This window comes from Nonomuraea sp. NPDC059194 (assembly GCF_042754765.1).
In the GTDB taxonomy this organism is placed as follows: domain Bacteria; phylum Actinomycetota; class Actinomycetes; order Streptosporangiales; family Streptosporangiaceae; genus Nonomuraea.
Genome location: NZ_JBHZBH010000006.1, coordinates 161,559 through 177,420 on the forward strand (window position 1 = coordinate 161,559; position 15,862 = coordinate 177,420).

Here is a 15,862-nt window from a genome sequence, read left to right on the forward strand (position 1 = left end):
GACGGAGACCATTGACCCCGCTTCCTGGCGCGCAGGCCGTCATTCAGACGATCCTGCGGCGTACGAACCTCCTCATGGCGGGCAAGCGCGTAACGATCGCGGGCGACGTGCCAGGGCTGGCCGCCCGCCTGCGCGCCATGGGGGCCCACCCGGGCGCCGCGCTCGCCGAGGCCGACCTCGTGATCGGCGACGACGTCGACCGCGAAAGGCTGCGGCCTGGCGCGATCCTGGCCACCACGCGGCCGGGCCATGGCGAGCGCGTGCGTGAGGGCGTCCTGGCGCAGGGGCGGCTGTTCGTGGTGGACCTGACGTGTTAAGCGACATCCGACACCCCGAGCGCTGGCCGGAGGGGTTGGAGAAGATCGCGTGGGCGCGCCGGTTCATGCCGGTCATGGCGGCGCTGCGCTCCGGGCTGTCGCTCGACGGCGTCAGGGTGGGCCTGGTGCTGGTCCTGGAACCCAAGACGGCCAACCTGGCGCTGACGCTCAGGGACGCGGGCGCGGAGGTGATCGTCACCTGCCCCGGCAGGGAGACCATGGACGACGTGGCCGCCGCGCTCGTCCACGAGGGCGTCACCGTGCTGGCACGCTCCGACTCCGGCCGCGCCCAGGATGACGACCTGGCCAGGCGCATGCTCGACCAGGGGCTCGACGTGCTGGTCGACGACGGCTCGCGGGTCATCAGGCTGGCCCACGCCGAAGACCGGCTCGGCAGGCTGCGGGGCGCGGCCGAGGAGACCACCAGCGGGCTGCGCGCCCTGCGGCGTACGGCCCTGCGCATCCCCGTCCTCGCCGTCAACGACGCCCGCTCGAAGTACCTGTTCGACAACGTCCACGGCACCGGCCAGTCGTGCGTCATGGCGGCGCTCGACCTGACCGGGCTCGACCTCGACGGCGCGACCGTGGCCGTCGCCGGCTACGGCCACGTCGGCCAGGGCGTCGCCCGCTACGCCTCCGCGCTGGGCGCCCGGGTGATCGTGAGCGAGGTGGACGCGCTCGCCGCGCTGCGCGCCTTCCACGACGGCTACGAGGTGCGGCGGCTCATCGATGCCTGCCCCGAGGCCGACCTGCTGTTCTCGGCGACCGGCGAGCCGTACACGATCAGGAGGCCGCACCTGGAAGCGCTCAAGGAGGGCGCGGTCGTGGCCGTCGCCGGAGGCGTCCAGGACGAGGTCGAGCCGGGAGTGGCGGGCAAGTACCTGCTGCTGGCCGACGGCGAGTGCGTCAACTGCGCGGCCGCCGAGGGCAACCCGATCGAGATCATGGACCTGTCCCTGTCGCTGCAGGCCCTCGCCGTCGGACACCTGCTCACCCACGACCTGCCACCGGGGCTGCACCCCCTGCCCGACCGGCTCGACGAGCGGGTGGCCAGGCTGAAGCTCGACGCGCTCGGACTGGAGCTCGACCAGTGATCATCGACATCCGCGACGCCTCCGTCCGCTACCGCACCACCGGGCAGCAGGTGCTCACCGACGTCTGCCTCCAGGTGAGCCCGGGCGACTTCGCTCTGGTCAGCGGCCCCTCAGGGTGCGGCAAGAGCACGCTGCTGCGCATGGTCAACGGCCTGGTCCCGCACTCCTACCGGGCCGAGGTCACCGGCCAGGTGATCGTCGGCGGCACACCCGTCGCCGACCAGACCATCAGGCAGCTGTCCACGGTCGTCGGCACCCTGCTGCAGGACCCGCACAAGCAGATCGTCGGCGCGACCGTCCTGTCCGAGCTCGCCTTCGGCCCGGAGAACCTCGGGCTGCCCCGCGCCGACATCCTCGCCCGCATCGAGGAGGTCGCCGCCAGGGTCGGCATCACCCACCTGCTCGGCCGCTCCACCCACGAGCTGAGCGGCGGCGAGCTGCAGATGGTCGCCTTCGCCGGCGTGCTGGTCATGCGGCCCAGGGTGGTCGTGGTCGACGAGCCACTGGCCAACCTCGACCCCTCCGCCAGCAGCCGCCTGCTGACGGAGCTGCGCGCCTTCGTCGACGGCGGCGGCGCGGCCGTCGTGGTCGAGCACAGGGTGGAGGAGCTGCTGGAGTTCGGCCCCACCCAGGTGCTCTACCTGGAGGACGGACGGCCCCGCTACACCGGCGACGTGCCCGGCTTCCTGCGCGCGGCGCCCGTCGCGCACGTCAAGCTGCCCTTCGAGGCGCTGGTGGCCAGGGCCGACGAGCTGCCCGAGGCGCCCGCCGTACCGCGGGCCGAGGCCTCAAGCGACCCGGCCAGGCTGCACTACCAGCGGGTCACCCTCGGGTACGGCGAGCGGCCCGTCCTGCGCGAGGTCGACCTGGCGCTCGGCGCGGGCGAGCGGGTCGCCGTGCTCGGCCGCAACGGGGCGGGCAAGTCGACGCTGCTGCGCGCCGCCGTACGGCTGATCGAGCCGTCGGCCGGCAAGGTGTTCGTCGACGGCGAGCCCGTCGACCGGCGCTCGACGCTGAGCCTGGCCACCACCTTCGGCTACGTGTTCCAGAACCCCAGCCAGGCGCTGTTCTCCGCCACCGTCGCAGAGGAGCTCGCCTTCGGCCCCCGCAACCTGGGATGGAGCGCCGACCGGATCGCCGAGGTCTCCGAGGAGGCCCTGGCCGCCATGCTCCTGCACCACGAGCCCGACATCATGAAACGCTCGCCGCACACCCTCTCCTACGGCCAGCAGCGCCGCCTCACCGTCGCGCTCGCCCTGGCCATGCGCCCCGAGACGCTCATCCTCGACGAGCCGACCGCGGGCCAGGACCTGCACACCACCACCACGTTCATGGAACGCGTCCTCGGAGGGCTGCGCAGCGTCTACTTCATCACCCACGACGTCGATCTGGCGATCACCTCGGCCGACCGGATCGTGATCGTCGACGGGGGGCGGATCGTCGCGGACGCGTCCCCCGCCGAGCTGGCCCACCGCGAGGAGCTGTGGGCCGCATCGGGCCTGCGTGCCACCAGCCTGGTCCGAGCCGTCCGCGACCGCCTCCCCGGAACGGGCACCATCCCGCACCCCTTCCGATTAGCTCGCCTAACCCCCCAGTGAGGAAGGACTCAACCCCCCATGAGTACTGAGGCAGTCTCACCGCGCGCTCCCCTGTGGGAGATCAACTCCAGGGTCGTCGTGTTCGCGGCCGTCGGCGCCGCCCTCTACGCGGTCCTCGGCCTGATCAGCTTCACGATCCCGGGCACCCAGAACGTCGACATCAGGCCCGCCTTCGCGCTCGTGCCGTTCTTCGGCATGCGGTTCGGCCCGATCGCCGGCTTCTTCGTCGGCCTGGTCGGCAACATCGTCATCGACCAGATCAAGGGCTACGGCGCCCTCACCTACTGGAACTGGAGCCTCGCCAACGCACTGACCGGGCTGCTGGCAGGCATCCTGTTCGCGCTCGTCATCTCCCGCCTGCGCAAGGAGTCGGCCCGCCTGGTCGCCGTCGGCGTGCTCACCTGGATCGCCATGGTCGTCGCCTTCGCCACCACCTTCACCGACATGTGGCTGCAGGGCATGAACTTCGCGACCTGGGCCGGCATCGCGTTCGGTCCGATCCTGCTGAGCAACACGCTGGTCGCGCTCATTCTCACCCCGGCGCTCGACGCGGTCTGGGAACCGATCTCCAAGCGCATCGGCAGGTAGCCGATGGACGTCACGCCACGTTATCTGGGAGGGGACTCCTTCCTCGGACGCCGTGATCCGCGCGTGCTCCTGCTGGTCCCGGTGCTCTACCTCGTGGCAGTGGCGCGCCTCGACGACCTGCGGGTCATCCTGCTGTGCGGCCTGGTGGCCCTGGCCTACTACCTGAGCGCGGGCATCCCGTGGCGGGCGGTCAGGGCCAACTGGGCGTTCGTCCTGACGCTCATGACGATCACCGTGCTGGTCAACAGTGTGTTCACCGACGCCCTCCAGATCGAGACGACCACCGAGGCGCCGACGCTGTTCACCATGCCGGTGACCGGCAACGCGGTCACCGCCGCCACGCTGTCGTACTCGGCGACGCTGCTGGTGCGGTTCGTGTCGCTGGCGATGATGGGCTTTCCCATCGCGTTCTGCGTCGCGCCGGGGGATCTCGGCGTCACCTTCGCCAGGCTGAAGGTGTCGCAGCGGCTGGCGTTCGGCGTCGACCTGACCTTCCGGTTCCTGCCGTCCACGGCGGCCGGCATGCAGGAGATCATCGACGCCCAGCGGGTGCGCGGCTACAACCATCCACGCACCAGCAACCCGATCAAACGCCTGAAGTCGCTCAAGCCGATCGTCATCCCGCTCACCGTCAACGCTCTCATCGACGCCGAGGACACCTCCAACGCCATGGACCTGCGCGGATTCGGCGCCAAGCACCGCACCTGGATGCGCGAGCTGGCCTTCGACAGAACCGACTACCTGGTCCTGGCCGCCTTCGTCGCGCTCACCGTCGCGCTGCTCAGCTACAAGATCTTCGGGAGCGACGTCGTATGGGTGCCGTGACCACCTTCAGCGCCCCGCTCGTCGTGCCCGTCGACGGCCCGCCCGTGCGCGACGGCCGGATCGCGGTGCGCGACGGCCGGATCGAGGCGATCGACAGGGGCAGGGGAGCGGTCCACTACGAGGGGATCATCGTCGCCGGGCTGGTCAACGCGCACACCCACCTGCAGTACACCGCCATGGCCGAGGTCGGCCGCCGCGTCTACACCTCCTTCGAGGAATGGGCCGAGGTCTTCGACCGTGCCTACTTCGGTCGCGAGCAGGGCAGCTGGAACCCCGCCTTCAGGCACGGCGTGTGGGACTGGGCGGCCGGCGCGACCGACGGCGCGTGGCAGTGCCTGCGCACCGGCACCACCGCCGCCGCCGACATCGTCACCGACGTCGAGGCGCTCGTCGACACCCCGCTCGGCGGCCTGCGCTACTTCGAGGCGCTCGGCGACAACGACGCGACCTGGCGCGACGGCGGCCGCGAACGCTTCCTCGACCTGCTGGCCAAGGCCGACGCCATCTCACCGCACGCCCCCTACTCCCTCGACACGGGAGTGCTGGCCGATCTGGGGGCGCTGGCGCGGCAGCGGGACCTGCGGATCCACATCCACCTGGCCGAGTCGGCGCACGAGCGCGAGTTCACCGTCCACGGCACCGGGGCGCTCGAACAGTACATCACCAAGCTCGGCCTCGACTTCGCCATCCTGCGCGACGGCGGCTCGGGGCTGGCGCCGGTCGCCTACATCGACTCCACCGGACTGCTCGGCCCGCACTGCCACATCGCGCACGGCGTCGACCTCACCACCGAGGACCGCGCGCTGCTGCGCGAGCGCGACACCGCCGTCGCGCTGTGCCCCCGCTCCAACCACGTGCTCGGCCTGCCGGGGCCCGACGTGGCCGCGCTCCTGCGCGAAGGCAACCCCATCGCCGTGGGCACCGACTCGCTGGCGTCCTCACCGTCGCTCGACCTGCTGGCCGACGTCGCCGCCCTGCGCGAGCTCGCCGTACGGCAGGGCTACCGCGAAGCCGACCTCGACCAGCGCCTGATCGAGGCGGCGACCATCGGCGGAGCCCGCGCGATGGGGCTGGAGCACGAGATCGGCAGCCTCACCCCAGGACACCGCGCCGACTTCGCGGTGTTCGACCTCGACCCTTCGACCGCGAACCCCTACAGGACCCTCACCGACGGCGCGGGCCACTGCGTCGCGACCGTGGTAGGCGGTTCACCTCTCCCCGAAATGACCTGACCCATGCCCTCCCAGAGTCTCCGTTTCAAGCTGTACTCGCTGCTCAGCGTGCCGATCGTGGCGCTCATCGGTCTGTGGACGTTCGTGGCGGGGCACGTGCTCGGCGACTTCTTCGAGCTTTCCACCGCCACGGCCGTCTTCGAGGAGATCGGCGCCCCCGCCGGGGGGCTCGTCTCCTCGCTGCAGCAGGAACGCAGGGATTCGGCCGTCTTCCTCAGCTCGGGACAGCCCGACGCGTTACGGCTGGCCGCCGCGCGCCGCCGTACCGACCAGGCGGTCGAGCGGTTCAAGCACTCAGCCACCGGCGAGCGGGCCTCGACCGTCACCACACCGGAGCTGCGCGTCGCCATCGACGCGGTCCTCGAACGCACCCAGGGCCTGTCCAGGCTGCGCGAGAAGGTGGACGGCAAGCAGTCCGGCCGGCTCGACACCGTGCAGGCCTACGGCGCCATCAGCGACACCGTCTTCCGCCTCTACGACCAGCTGATCACGGTACCCCGCGTGCAGCTCTACCAGCAGGCCGTCGCCCTGCAGCGGATCGGCCACGCCCGCGACCTGATCTCGCGCGAGGACGCACTGGTCTCCGGCGCGGTGATGTCCGGCAAGCTCGAACACGAGGAGTACGAGGCCATCGAGGTCCTCTCGCCCAACCGGCAGCTGCTGATGAACGAGGGCGTCGCCATGCTCGACACCGAGCTGCGCGCCCCCTTCGAGCGGCTGGTCGACGGCGCCGAGAACAGGCGGCTGGCCGCGCTCGAACACGAGATCGTGGAGGAGGCCAGGCTGCCCCGCGACACCGCCGCCTGGCAGGAGGTCGTCACCCGCCTCGGACCGGCCTTCGACCAGCTCCTCGAATCCCGCATCCAGCTGCTCACCGGCCGTTCCGACGACACCGCGGGCGGCATCATCGCCAGGATCGTCATCGTCGGCGGGCTCGGCATCGCCGCCATCCTCCTCGCCGTCATCTGGTCGGTACGGCTGGGCCGCGGCCTGGTCGAGGAGCTCGACGGCCTGCGCGGCGCCGCCACCGACGTGGCAGAGGTACGGCTGCCGCAACTGGTCGAACGGCTGCGCAGCGGCCAGACCGTCGAGGCCTCCTCGCCGATCGCCGTCCCCACCCCGACCCAGGAGGTGCGCGACCTGGCCAACGCGTTCGAGAGCGTCCGCCGCACCGCCGTCAGCGCCGCCATCGGACAGGCCGAACTGCGCCAGGGACTCAACCGCGTCTTCCGCAACCTGGCCCGGCGCAACCAGTCGCTCGTCCACCGGCAGCTCGGCCAGCTCGACGCCATGCAGCGCAAGACCGCCGAACCCGACCAGCTCAGCGACCTGTTCCGGCTGGACCACCTCACCACCCGCATGCGCCGCCAGGCCGAGGGCCTGGTCATCCTGTCCGGCGCGCCCGCAGGACGCCAGTGGCGCCGCCCCGTCCAGATGCTCGACATCGTGCGCGGCGCGGTGGCCGAGGTCGAGGACTACCTGCGCGTCAACGTCCAGCCCATGCCCGCGGCCCTGCTCACCGGCGGCGCCGCCGCCGACGTCATCCACCTGCTGGCCGAGCTGGTCGAGAACGCGACCGTCTTCTCCCCGCCCAACACCCAGGTCAACGTCAGCGGCGAACTCGTGGCGCGCGGCTTCGCCGTCGAGATCGAGGACCGCGGCCTCGGCCTGCCCGACGCCGAACGCGACGAGCTCAACCGCCGCCTGGCCCAGCCGCCCGAGTTCGACCTGGCCGACAGCGACCGGCTCGGACTGTTCGTCGTGGGGCGGCTGGCCGTACGGCACGGCATCAAAGTCACCCTGCAACGCTCGGCCTACGGCGGCACCACGGCCATCGTCCTCATCCCTCTTTCGCTCATGACCGACCCCTCGGGTGACCTTGCTCACACCAGCACCGATTAACATGCCGTTCACATACGGGCAAAAACCGCGAAACGGCGCACTGGGAATCTCGGCGTGGCTGTGAAACACCCCGAAAGGACCGCCGTGAGCATCAAGGCTGAGTACATCTGGATCGACGGCACCGAGCCCACGGCTCTGCTCCGCTCGAAGACGAAGATCCTGGCCGACGGCGCCACGCCGCCGGTGTGGGGCTTCGACGGCTCGAGCACGAACCAGGCCGAGGGCCACTCCTCCGACCGCGTGCTCCGCCCTGTCTTCACCTGCCCCGACCCGATCCGTGGCGGCGCCCACATCCTGGTCCTGTGCGAGGTCGAGGAGATCGACGGCGAGGCGCACTCCAGCAACACGCGCGCTCAGCTCCGCCCGATCGCCGAGCGTTTCGCCGAGCAGGAGTCGTGGTTCGGCATCGAGCAGGAGTACACCTTCTTCAAGGGCTCGCGCCCGCTCGGCTTCCCCGAGGGCGGCTTCCCCGCCCCGCAGGGCCCCTACTACTGCGGTGTGGGCGCCGACGCGATCTTCGGCCGTGAGATCGTCGAGCTGCACCTCGACCGCTGCCTGGCCGCCGGCCTGGCCATCTCCGGCATCAACGCCGAGGTCATGCCAGGCCAGTGGGAGTTCCAGGTAGGCCCGGCCGGACCGCTCGAGGTCTCCGACCACCTGTGGATCGCCCGCTGGCTGCTGTACCGCACCGCCGAGGAGTTCGGCGTCGAGGCCACCCTCGACGCCAAGCCCGCCCGCGGCGACTGGAACGGCGCCGGCGCGCACACCAACTTCTCCACCAAGGCGATGCGCGAGGGCTACGACGCCATCATCACCGCCTGCGAGGCGCTCGGCGAGGGCGACAAGCCGATGGAGCACGTCACCCAGTACGGCTCCGGCATCGAGTCCCGCCTGACCGGCGCCCACGAGACCGCGCCGTGGAACAAGTACTCCTACGGCGTCTCCCACCGCGGCGCCTCGGTGCGCATCCCGTGGCAGGTCGAGGTGGACAAGAAGGGCTACATCGAGGACCGTCGCCCGAACGCCAACGTCGACCCGTACGTGGTCACCCGCCTGCTCGTCGACACCTGCTGCGCCGCCCTCGAGAAGGCCGGCCAGGTCTAACAGCAAGGTCCCTCGCCTCCGGCTCGGGGCCGGTCTCCCCCGGGGGCTCCCGCCCCCGTCCCGCCCCCGTTGACCACGGCGGCCGGATTGTCCGGGATGTTGAGCATGTGGAAGGCCCATCGCTGATTCGGCGGTGGGCTTTCTCATTGCTCGGGGATCAGAGTCAGGGCCGCTTGCGCTGCTGCCCTCACCGCGCGACCGGGATGGTCCAGGCGATCCTCGTCCTGCAAGCGGCCGCAACTCTGGATGAAAACGCTCAGTGCTGGACCAAGCCGCCGACCGGGACGGGATTGACATGGCCGGTTGCCGGAAGGGTCTGTGCCAGAGCGAGACCGACATCGACCAACGATGATCGGCGGAGGCGTGCAACGTCGGGAATCGGGGTCCAGACCGACTCGGCGGTTTCGCCGTTCGGCTCAGGCCGGAGTTGGCCACCGGTGACACAACCCGGTAGAAGATGCCGACATTCTGGTGCTCGGGCAGGCCGGGCAAAGAGTCGGCCGCGGGAATCACCCTCGAATCCACGCCCAGCAAGCGTTCAACCACTCCGTCACAGCCGGTCTCCTCAGCGACCTCCCGGATGACCGCGTCGAATGGATCCTCCCCGTGCTCGACCTTTCCGCCCGGTAAAGTCCAGTGCCGCTCGCCCTTCGGTCCTAAGTAATGGGCGAGCAGCACTCGTCCGTCCTCGATGCACACGGCGTAGGCCGCCAGTCGGAAGCTCATCGCCGAACGCTATCCCAGCGCTCAAGATCCGCGTATTCGGTTATTGATCTTGGTTGATCTTACCGGGAGCCATTCCGTCGGCCCAACCAAGCGCCACGTTCATCCCAAGCGGCCACGTCGGGCTGGAAATGGCGCACTGATTCTGTTTCAGCCTGACATTCAAACAAGACAGGTGGCCGCTCGCTCGCCGGAGGTTGAAAAGGCTCAGTGTCCGAATACGAAGGTTGGATCGTTCAGGCGAACAGTTCGTCGGTGGAGGTAACGGTTCCTGCGCGGAGGACCCATGCGGCGAGCTGCTCGAGGTCATTACAGCCAAGGATTCGCCGGCGAGCCTCCTCCGAGACGGTTACGCCGTGGTGCTCGAGCAGCATGATGATGCAGTGTGCTTCGCCCTCCGCCTTGCCTTCCTCCTTGCCTCGGTCGTAGTGCTCCTTGGCGAACGGGCTGTAGATCGGCCAGGTGGTGGACGACATGATCTCCTCCAGGAGGCGCTTGGTCGCCGGCGAGGCCAGGCGATATGCGTATTCATAGTACTGCGGAGCGTGTTCGGGATCGACCTTCTCGAGCGATGTGAGGAACACTTCGATCACATCCCGCCGCTCTCCGTGCACCATCACTGACACCGCGGCCAACTCTGGTCGTTCGATCGCGTAGGACAGGTCGGTGACAGCCGGAATGACGTCCGGCCCGAGCACTCGTGGGGTGAGGGTGAACCCCGGGAGGCCCGTGGTGATGGGCTCGGCCGCCCATGCCGCCACCTTGGGATCGGGGCAGACGGCCAGGATGGTCACCGGCCTGCGTAGTCGTAGCCACAGCGCGGCGGCGTATCGCGGCCACGCCTCGCGTTTGCTCTCGAGGGGCGCCTGCTGGATCTCGACCACGATGCCGTGCTCCGGGTCGTGCTGCGAGCCGACGATGATCACTGAGTCGGCCTGGAAGTCGATCGAGAGCCTGTCGTTGAAATCCGCGGGGGCGACGTGTGCCATGGCGCCGTCCAGCGATTCCATTCCGAATAGGTCCGTCAGGATTTCCACGGCGAAAGCTGGACGAGAACGAAACAGCAGATTCAACGTGTCATGTTCTGTAGTGGGCATACACGGAATGTTACCGGTCGTATTCAATGGGTGCAGATGAATTGCGGAAGAACTTAGCCCAGCCGAGCCAGATAAATTCGCCGAGCCTCGTCAATGACCTTCACATAATCATCGAGCTGCCACGCGTAATCGAATTTCCCCGACGTCCGCACCAGTTCCTCCAGCAGGTCGATCCACCGCAGGCAGAACAGCACGTCCTCCTCCCTGGCCACCCGCCGATGCTCCACGTCCAGGTACACCGGGCTCGTGTGCGCGTACACGTGCGTGAACAGCGAGCGAGGGTGCGCGCCGCCGTCTGCCACCGCCACGACGTACGTGGGCCAGTCCACGGTCAGCTCCGCCGTCACCTCCGAGCCGGAGGAGGAGGCCAGCTCCCCGTCGGCCGTCAGCAGCGTCAGCCGCTCGACCTCGGGCCCGATGACGCGGGCCGTTACCTGGACCCGCTCGCCCGGCGTCAGGTCGAGCGTCTCGCCGGGCCCGCGGCCTTCCACCAGCAGTTCGAGGAACGGCCCCGTGGTGGCGAACGTGCGGCCCCGCCGTACGGCATCGGCGTAGGCGGCCGCCGTCAGCGGCCCCTCCACCCGCGCGTAGGTGCGCTCCCAGCCGACGGGACTGGCCACCATCTCCATCCGCTGCCTGGTGAAGGTCAGCATCGAGTCGGTGCCCGCGCCGATCAGCCGCCGGTAGGCCGACGCCGAGCCGGTCGCGCACGAGAAGTGCAGCAGCTCGAACCCGTCGACGAGGCCGAGCGCCGCGTCGACGACCGCCATCCTGGCCGTGCAGCCGGGCGTGCCGACGAGCTGCTCGGGCGTCTCGGTCGGTCCGCGGAAGGCGTGCGCGTAGCCGACGAGCGCGCCCAGCTCCCTCAGCTCCCTGAGGGCCTCGCTCGTCGGCGGCCAGTCGGGCGCGCCCGCGAACCCCGTCGCGTACAGCGAGGGCGGGCCTGCCGGCGCGAAGGCGTGCAGGTGGCCGAACAGGTCGTTGCGGTGCTCGACCCCCATCCTGGCCACGTGGGTCGCGTCCGACCACGGCAGGTCCTGGCCCGCCCAGTGCTCCAGCGCCTCCTTGTCCAGCACCCGCTCGCCCGAGACGTTGGCGGCCAGCAGGCTCAGCACGTGGAGGTCCTCGCCGTGCTGGGAGTCGGCCGCCCACTGCGGCGGCGCCACCAGGTCGCCGACATAGTTGAGGTGGACGTGCAGGTCGCCGCCGTACCAGCCCCTGGCCGCCGCGTCGTAGATGCGCTTGGGGGTCAGCTCGACCAGCGTCTCGATGTGCTCGGGCGGGGTGAGCGTGGTCTCCGCGCAGCCGTACTCCATGCCTCTGGTCACCCTGATCGTCAGCGGCTCGGCGGGGACGAACAGCATCAGGTCGTCTCCGTGGAAGTACGGCACGCCGTTGTAGTCGCGCTTGGGCGGCACGCCCGGCGGGTACCAGCCCTGCCCGTCGGCGTTCCACACGCTCCACCGGCACGGGAACCCGGCACGCAGCCGCAGCGCCGCCCTGGGCGCGGTCCTGGTCAGGCTCGACAGGTCGATGACGCGGCCGTCGACGCGCACGTCCGCCGCCGTGTCGAGCTCGACCAGGCGGGCGCCCTTCGAGGCGACCTCGTACACCTGCTCGCCGACCGTCACCCACGCCTCGTGGTCGCAGGCGCTGTCGATCAGCAACGTGAGGGGCAGCGGCGCGTCTCCCACCACCGCTCTGGTACGGCCCCGCAGGTCGTGGCCGTCGGGCGTGAGGCTGAGCACCGCCAGCCCCTCGGGCGGGATGGGGCCGAGCGCGCCGCGCAGCACCTCGTCGTAGTCGAGCTCGCACTCCAGACGATGCAGCTCGGCCGGACCGGCCTCGGGTGACTGCTGCCTGGCCAGGCGCCTGGCCTCCCTCCAGAAGGGGCCGACGTCCACGAACCGCGACTGGCTCATGACTCTGACGTAGGCGATGGGGGGTTCGCCCCAGGTCATCCCGTGGTCGGCCAGGAGCTGGCGGTACTCCTCCAGCATCCTGGCCACGGGCACTGGCAGCATCGGATCGTCACGCATCGGTTTCTCCCCGTAGTCGCAGGCGCCGTCATCGTGACACACACCGGCGTTGGCCTGCGGTGGGGCGGATGTGGTTTTCCCACACCCGGGTTGACGCAGCTTCGACCCAGATCAACTCAGAGGCGGAAGTCGAGGTCAGGGGTGATCTCGGCGACGTCCATCTGGGCCTTCTGCAGCCTCCCCGAGTGGTCCCAGTTCATCGCCTGCCAGCGGGTGAACTGGTCGAGCACCCACATGCCGGACTGGCGGCTGCCGTTGCCCGACTTGCCGTTGCCGCCGAACGGCAGGTGCGCCTCGGCGCCGCTGGTGGAGTTGTTGACGCTGACCATGCCCGCCGAGACGCCCTCGCGGAAGCGGAAGGCGCTGCGCGGGTCGGTGGTGTAGATCGAGGACGACAGGCCGTATCCGGGCAGGTTGGCCAGGTCGATCGCCTCGTCCAGCGTGCTGAAGGTGGTCACGCCCACGATCGGGCCGAACGTCTCCTCCGTGAACAGCCGGTCGCCCCGCTTGACCCCGTCGACGATCGTCGGGTGGTAGTAGATGCCGCCCTCGCCGGTGAAGGACCCGCGCGGGTTGCCGGCGCTGATCCTGCCCTGCGGGGTCAGCACGGTGTGGTGCGGCTGCACCCAGGTCAGGAACTCCTCGAACGTGTCGGCGAACTTCTGGTCCAGCAGCGGGCCGGCCAGCACCTCGCCCCTCGGGTCGCCGATCTCGGCCTCGGCCAGCGCCCTGGTGAAGCGCTCGACGAACTCGGCATGCACCGACTCGTGGACGATGGCGGTGCCGAGGCTGGTGCAGCGCTGGCCGGCCGTACCGAAACCGGCGAACAGCGCGCCCTCGACGGCCAGGTCGAGGTCGGCGTCCGGCATGATCACCATCGGGTTCTTGCCGCCCAGCTCCAGGCACGGCGACTGCAGATGGCGCCCGCACAGCTCGCCGATCTTCCTGCCGACCTCGGACGATCCGGTGAAGCCGACCTTGTTCACCGTGCCCTCGGTCAGGGCCGTCTCCAGCCCCTCGAAGGTCTGCCGCCCGTCGGCGAAGACGACGTTGAGCACGCCCTCCGGCAGGCCCGAGGCGGCGAACAGCTGGTACATCGCGTGCGCCGACGCGGCGGCGTACTCGGCCGGCTTCCACACCACGGCGTTGCCGCACAGCAGGGCCGGAACGAGGTACCAGCTCGGCACCGCCACGGGGAAGTTGCCCGCCGTGATCACCGCGGCGACGCCGATCGGGTTGCGGAAGGTGAACAGGTTCTTGTCCGGCATCTCCGACGGCACGGTCTGGCCGTAGAGCCTGCGCCCCTCGCCGAGGAAGAAGTCGCAGGTGTCGACGATCTCGCGGACCTCGCCGAGCGACTCCGCGTACGGCTTGCCGATCTCCTCGGTCACCAGCCTGGCCAGTGCCTCGGCGTTCGCCTCCACCAGCCTGCCGATCGAGGCGATCACCCTGCCGCGGACCGGCGCGGGCGTGGCCGCCCACTCCCGCTGCGCCTCCTTGGCGGTACGGCAGGCGGCGGCGAAGGTGGCCGCGTCGGCCAGCCCCACCCGCGCGACGACCTGGGCGGTGTCGGCGGGGTTTGTCGAGTCGTAGATAGTGGTGGAGGCGGCTTCCTTGCCGCCGACTACGGAGACGATCTGACGGGTCACCGGTGACCTCCTCGTGGTTCTTCCTGCCGCAAGCCAATCATTCCGTACGACTTCCGGAAAACAGCTATGTCATGCGGTGAAGTCGGCGAATTCAAACCCCGGAGAGACCACGCAGCTCACCAGCACCTCCTCATCGCCCGCGGGACGCGCCGCCTGCCACACGCCCGCGGGCACCCTGGCCTGCGGCACCTGCCCCTCCTCGACCGCCGGGCCCAGCACGACCTTCTCCTCGCCGATGGTCAGCGTCAGCGGGCCGCCCCTGTGCCACAGCCAGACCTCGTCGGATTTGACCATGTGCGGGACCGACTCCTCGCCCGGCTGGAGCAGGAAGTAGATGCCGGTCGCGCTCGCCCTCGGCCCGTCGTAGCCCTCTGGCTCGAAGGTGACGGCGCTCTTCCACGTCTGCCGGTACCAGCCGCCCTCGGGGTGGGGGAGCAGGTCGAGCGCCTCGGCGATCGGCGGCCGCTCGACGAAGGCGACGGCCCGGCCGCGAACGTCGCGGCGCAGGAAGCGGGTGCGGTCGAGGACGAGCTGGCCTTCGAGGTCGCTGGCCAGCGCTTCCGCCTCATCGGCGACCTGGGTGACGGGGCCGTCCGGATAGATCTTCAGCTCCATGGGGCGAGTCTAGGTCCGGCCGTAGCGATCATCATCGGCCCGCGGAATTGTCGGCGCGGCTCGCTAGTGTGCGGCAGGTGAACGAAGAATCCGCTCCCCAGGGCTCGCGGGTGGCGCCCGCGCGCCACGCGCGGGTGGCGGCTGGGCTGGCGGAGCTGGAGCGGTGGCTCGCCGACCAGATCCGCCACGGGCTCGCGGCGGCCGACGAGCGCGAGTGGGCCGAGCTGTCCAGGCGGCTGGTCGACGCGCAGGCCCCAGGGGTGGCGGGCATCGTCGGCAGGCTGGGCGCGGCCAGGGCCGCCGCCGACTGGCCGGAGCGGCTGCTGGCGGAGTACGCACTGCTCCACCTGCTCGCCGTCGGGTACCGCAGGGCCGCCGACCTGCCCGACGAGCTGGCCAGGACGGTGCGGACCAGGGTGGGCTTTCCCGTCTCCCGCGAGGAGGTGGCGGGCGGGCCTGCCGTACGCGATCGGTGGCATGTCGTGGGGCGGCGCGACGAGACGCACGATCGGCTGGTGGCGCGGCGGGTGTGGCTGAAGGGGAGCAGCACCGGGCGGGCGGCGCTCGTGCTGACGTTCGCGCCGGTGGGGCACGCGCTCGACGACTCCCTGGTGACGGGGCAGGCCGTCGACGCTTCCATGGCCTTCTATCCCGGCGCGTCCCCGCTGCGGGCCCTGGTGTCCGCTCGGCACGACGACGCGTCCTGCTGGCGTGACGGTGCGTCTGGCACGGGTGGCGAGGCTTCCGATTGGCGCGATGGTGCGTCCCGCTCGCACGATGCCGCGACCGTGCCCGCCGGGGCTCCGCCGGGAGTGAGCGAGGAGGAGGCGCTCGCCGAGGTGGCCGCGGCGCTCGCGGGAGACCCGTGGACCGAGTCGTGGCCGCTGGTCCTGGCCGGGGTGGTCCCCTCGGGCGACCGGCTCGGCGGGCTCAGGCTGCATCCCAGGGTCGACCCGCCCTGGCGGCTGATCGCCGTGTCAGGGGGCAGGCCGCTCACCGTGGCCGCCGAGTGGACCCCGCGCGGCCTGATCCCGTTGACCACGTGGGACGAGCGGGGACAGGCGGTGATCCTTTGAGCG

Annotated in this window: 13 protein-coding genes and 1 pseudogene; 9 read left to right on the forward strand and 5 right to left on the reverse strand. The window is 70.4% G+C overall.

All coding sequences use genetic code 11. The annotated features are described in order from the left end of the window. Positions 1-11: 11 nt before the first annotated feature. The 8 genes from ACFXJ8_RS11215 (at position 12) to glnII (ending at position 8,660) form a co-directional block, all read left to right on the forward strand. A complete protein-coding gene (locus tag ACFXJ8_RS11215; protein ID WP_379643714.1) occupies positions 12-317 on the forward strand; it encodes a hypothetical protein in 306 nt (101 codons plus the stop codon). Further along, on the forward strand, positions 311-1,411 hold the full coding sequence (locus ACFXJ8_RS11220; protein ID WP_379643715.1) for an adenosylhomocysteinase: 1,101 nt from the start codon (positions 311-313) through the stop codon (positions 1,409-1,411). Before ACFXJ8_RS11215 ends, ACFXJ8_RS11220 begins: the two co-directional genes overlap by 7 nt. Beyond that, positions 1,408-3,009 carry an ABC transporter ATP-binding protein gene (locus ACFXJ8_RS11225; protein WP_379643716.1) on the forward strand — a complete coding sequence of 534 codons (1,602 nt, stop codon included), beginning with the start codon at positions 1,408-1,410 and terminating at the stop codon, positions 3,007-3,009. The genes ACFXJ8_RS11220 and ACFXJ8_RS11225 overlap by 4 nt, the downstream gene beginning before the upstream one ends. An 18-nt stretch (positions 3,010-3,027) precedes the next feature. Then, positions 3,028-3,597: an ECF transporter S component gene (locus tag ACFXJ8_RS11230; protein ID WP_379643717.1), complete on the forward strand. Its 570-nt coding sequence runs from the start codon at positions 3,028-3,030 to the stop codon at positions 3,595-3,597. A 3-nt stretch (positions 3,598-3,600) separates the two neighbouring features. Then, positions 3,601-4,422 carry an energy-coupling factor transporter transmembrane component T family protein gene (locus ACFXJ8_RS11235; RefSeq protein ID WP_379643718.1) on the forward strand — a complete coding sequence of 274 codons (822 nt, stop codon included), beginning with the start codon at positions 3,601-3,603 and terminating at the stop codon, positions 4,420-4,422. Beyond that, positions 4,419-5,654, forward strand: coding sequence for an amidohydrolase family protein (locus ACFXJ8_RS11240; protein ID WP_379643719.1), 1,236 nt, complete (start codon positions 4,419-4,421; stop codon positions 5,652-5,654). The genes ACFXJ8_RS11235 and ACFXJ8_RS11240 overlap by 4 nt, the downstream gene beginning before the upstream one ends. Before the next feature lie 3 nt (positions 5,655-5,657). Next, positions 5,658-7,556 (forward strand): nitrate- and nitrite sensing domain-containing protein, encoded by a 1,899-nt coding sequence (locus ACFXJ8_RS11245; RefSeq protein ID WP_379643720.1) that lies wholly within the window; start codon positions 5,658-5,660, stop codon positions 7,554-7,556. 84 nt (positions 7,557-7,640) lie between these two features. Then, a complete protein-coding gene (gene glnII, locus ACFXJ8_RS11250; RefSeq protein WP_379643721.1) occupies positions 7,641-8,660 on the forward strand; it encodes a glutamine synthetase in 1,020 nt (339 codons plus the stop codon). 585 nt (positions 8,661-9,245) lie between these two features. Here the strand turns inward: glnII and ACFXJ8_RS11255 are convergent. From ACFXJ8_RS11255 to ACFXJ8_RS11275, 5 genes and pseudogenes are all read right to left on the reverse strand, one after another. Next, a pseudogene (locus ACFXJ8_RS11255) lies at positions 9,246-9,386 on the reverse strand (NUDIX domain-containing protein); the annotation flags it as partial. Between the two features lie 233 nt (positions 9,387-9,619). Next, the gene (locus tag ACFXJ8_RS11260; protein WP_379643722.1) at positions 9,620-10,480 is read right to left on the reverse strand and encodes a hypothetical protein; all 861 of its coding nucleotides are present in this window, start codon (positions 10,478-10,480) and stop codon (positions 9,620-9,622) included. 53 nt (positions 10,481-10,533) lie between these two features. Beyond that, positions 10,534-12,519, reverse strand: a complete 1,986-nt coding sequence (locus ACFXJ8_RS11265) for a CehA/McbA family metallohydrolase (protein ID WP_379643723.1) — start codon at positions 12,517-12,519, stop codon at positions 10,534-10,536. A gap of 116 nt (positions 12,520-12,635) precedes the next feature. Then, positions 12,636-14,168: an aldehyde dehydrogenase family protein gene (locus tag ACFXJ8_RS11270; RefSeq protein WP_379643724.1), complete on the reverse strand. Its 1,533-nt coding sequence runs from the start codon at positions 14,166-14,168 to the stop codon at positions 12,636-12,638. Positions 14,169-14,237: 69 nt separating this feature from the next. Then, positions 14,238-14,783 carry a cupin domain-containing protein gene (locus ACFXJ8_RS11275; protein WP_379643725.1) on the reverse strand — a complete coding sequence of 182 codons (546 nt, stop codon included), beginning with the start codon at positions 14,781-14,783 and terminating at the stop codon, positions 14,238-14,240. A gap of 77 nt (positions 14,784-14,860) precedes the next feature. Here ACFXJ8_RS11275 and ACFXJ8_RS11280 point away from each other — a divergent pair, with 77 nt between their 5' ends. Further along, positions 14,861-15,859 carry a hypothetical protein gene (locus ACFXJ8_RS11280; protein ID WP_379643726.1) on the forward strand — a complete coding sequence of 333 codons (999 nt, stop codon included), beginning with the start codon at positions 14,861-14,863 and terminating at the stop codon, positions 15,857-15,859. Positions 15,860-15,862 lie beyond the last annotated feature (3 nt).

Excerpts from the sequence above, each read along its gene's own strand:
- ACFXJ8_RS11265 (WP_379643723.1), bottom strand. The coding sequence starts at position 12,519 with ATGCGTGACGATCCGATGCTGCCAGTGCCCGTGGCCAGGATGCTGGAG.
- ACFXJ8_RS11230 (WP_379643717.1), top strand. The coding sequence starts at position 3,028 with ATGAGTACTGAGGCAGTCTCACCGCGCGCTCCCCTGTGGGAGATCAAC.
- ACFXJ8_RS11235 (WP_379643718.1), top strand. The coding sequence starts at position 3,601 with ATGGACGTCACGCCACGTTATCTGGGAGGGGACTCCTTCCTCGGACGC.
- ACFXJ8_RS11245 (WP_379643720.1), top strand. The coding sequence starts at position 5,658 with ATGCCCTCCCAGAGTCTCCGTTTCAAGCTGTACTCGCTGCTCAGCGTG.
- ACFXJ8_RS11275 (WP_379643725.1), bottom strand. The coding sequence starts at position 14,783 with ATGGAGCTGAAGATCTATCCGGACGGCCCCGTCACCCAGGTCGCCGAT.
- ACFXJ8_RS11260 (WP_379643722.1), bottom strand. The coding sequence starts at position 10,480 with ATGCCCACTACAGAACATGACACGTTGAATCTGCTGTTTCGTTCTCGT.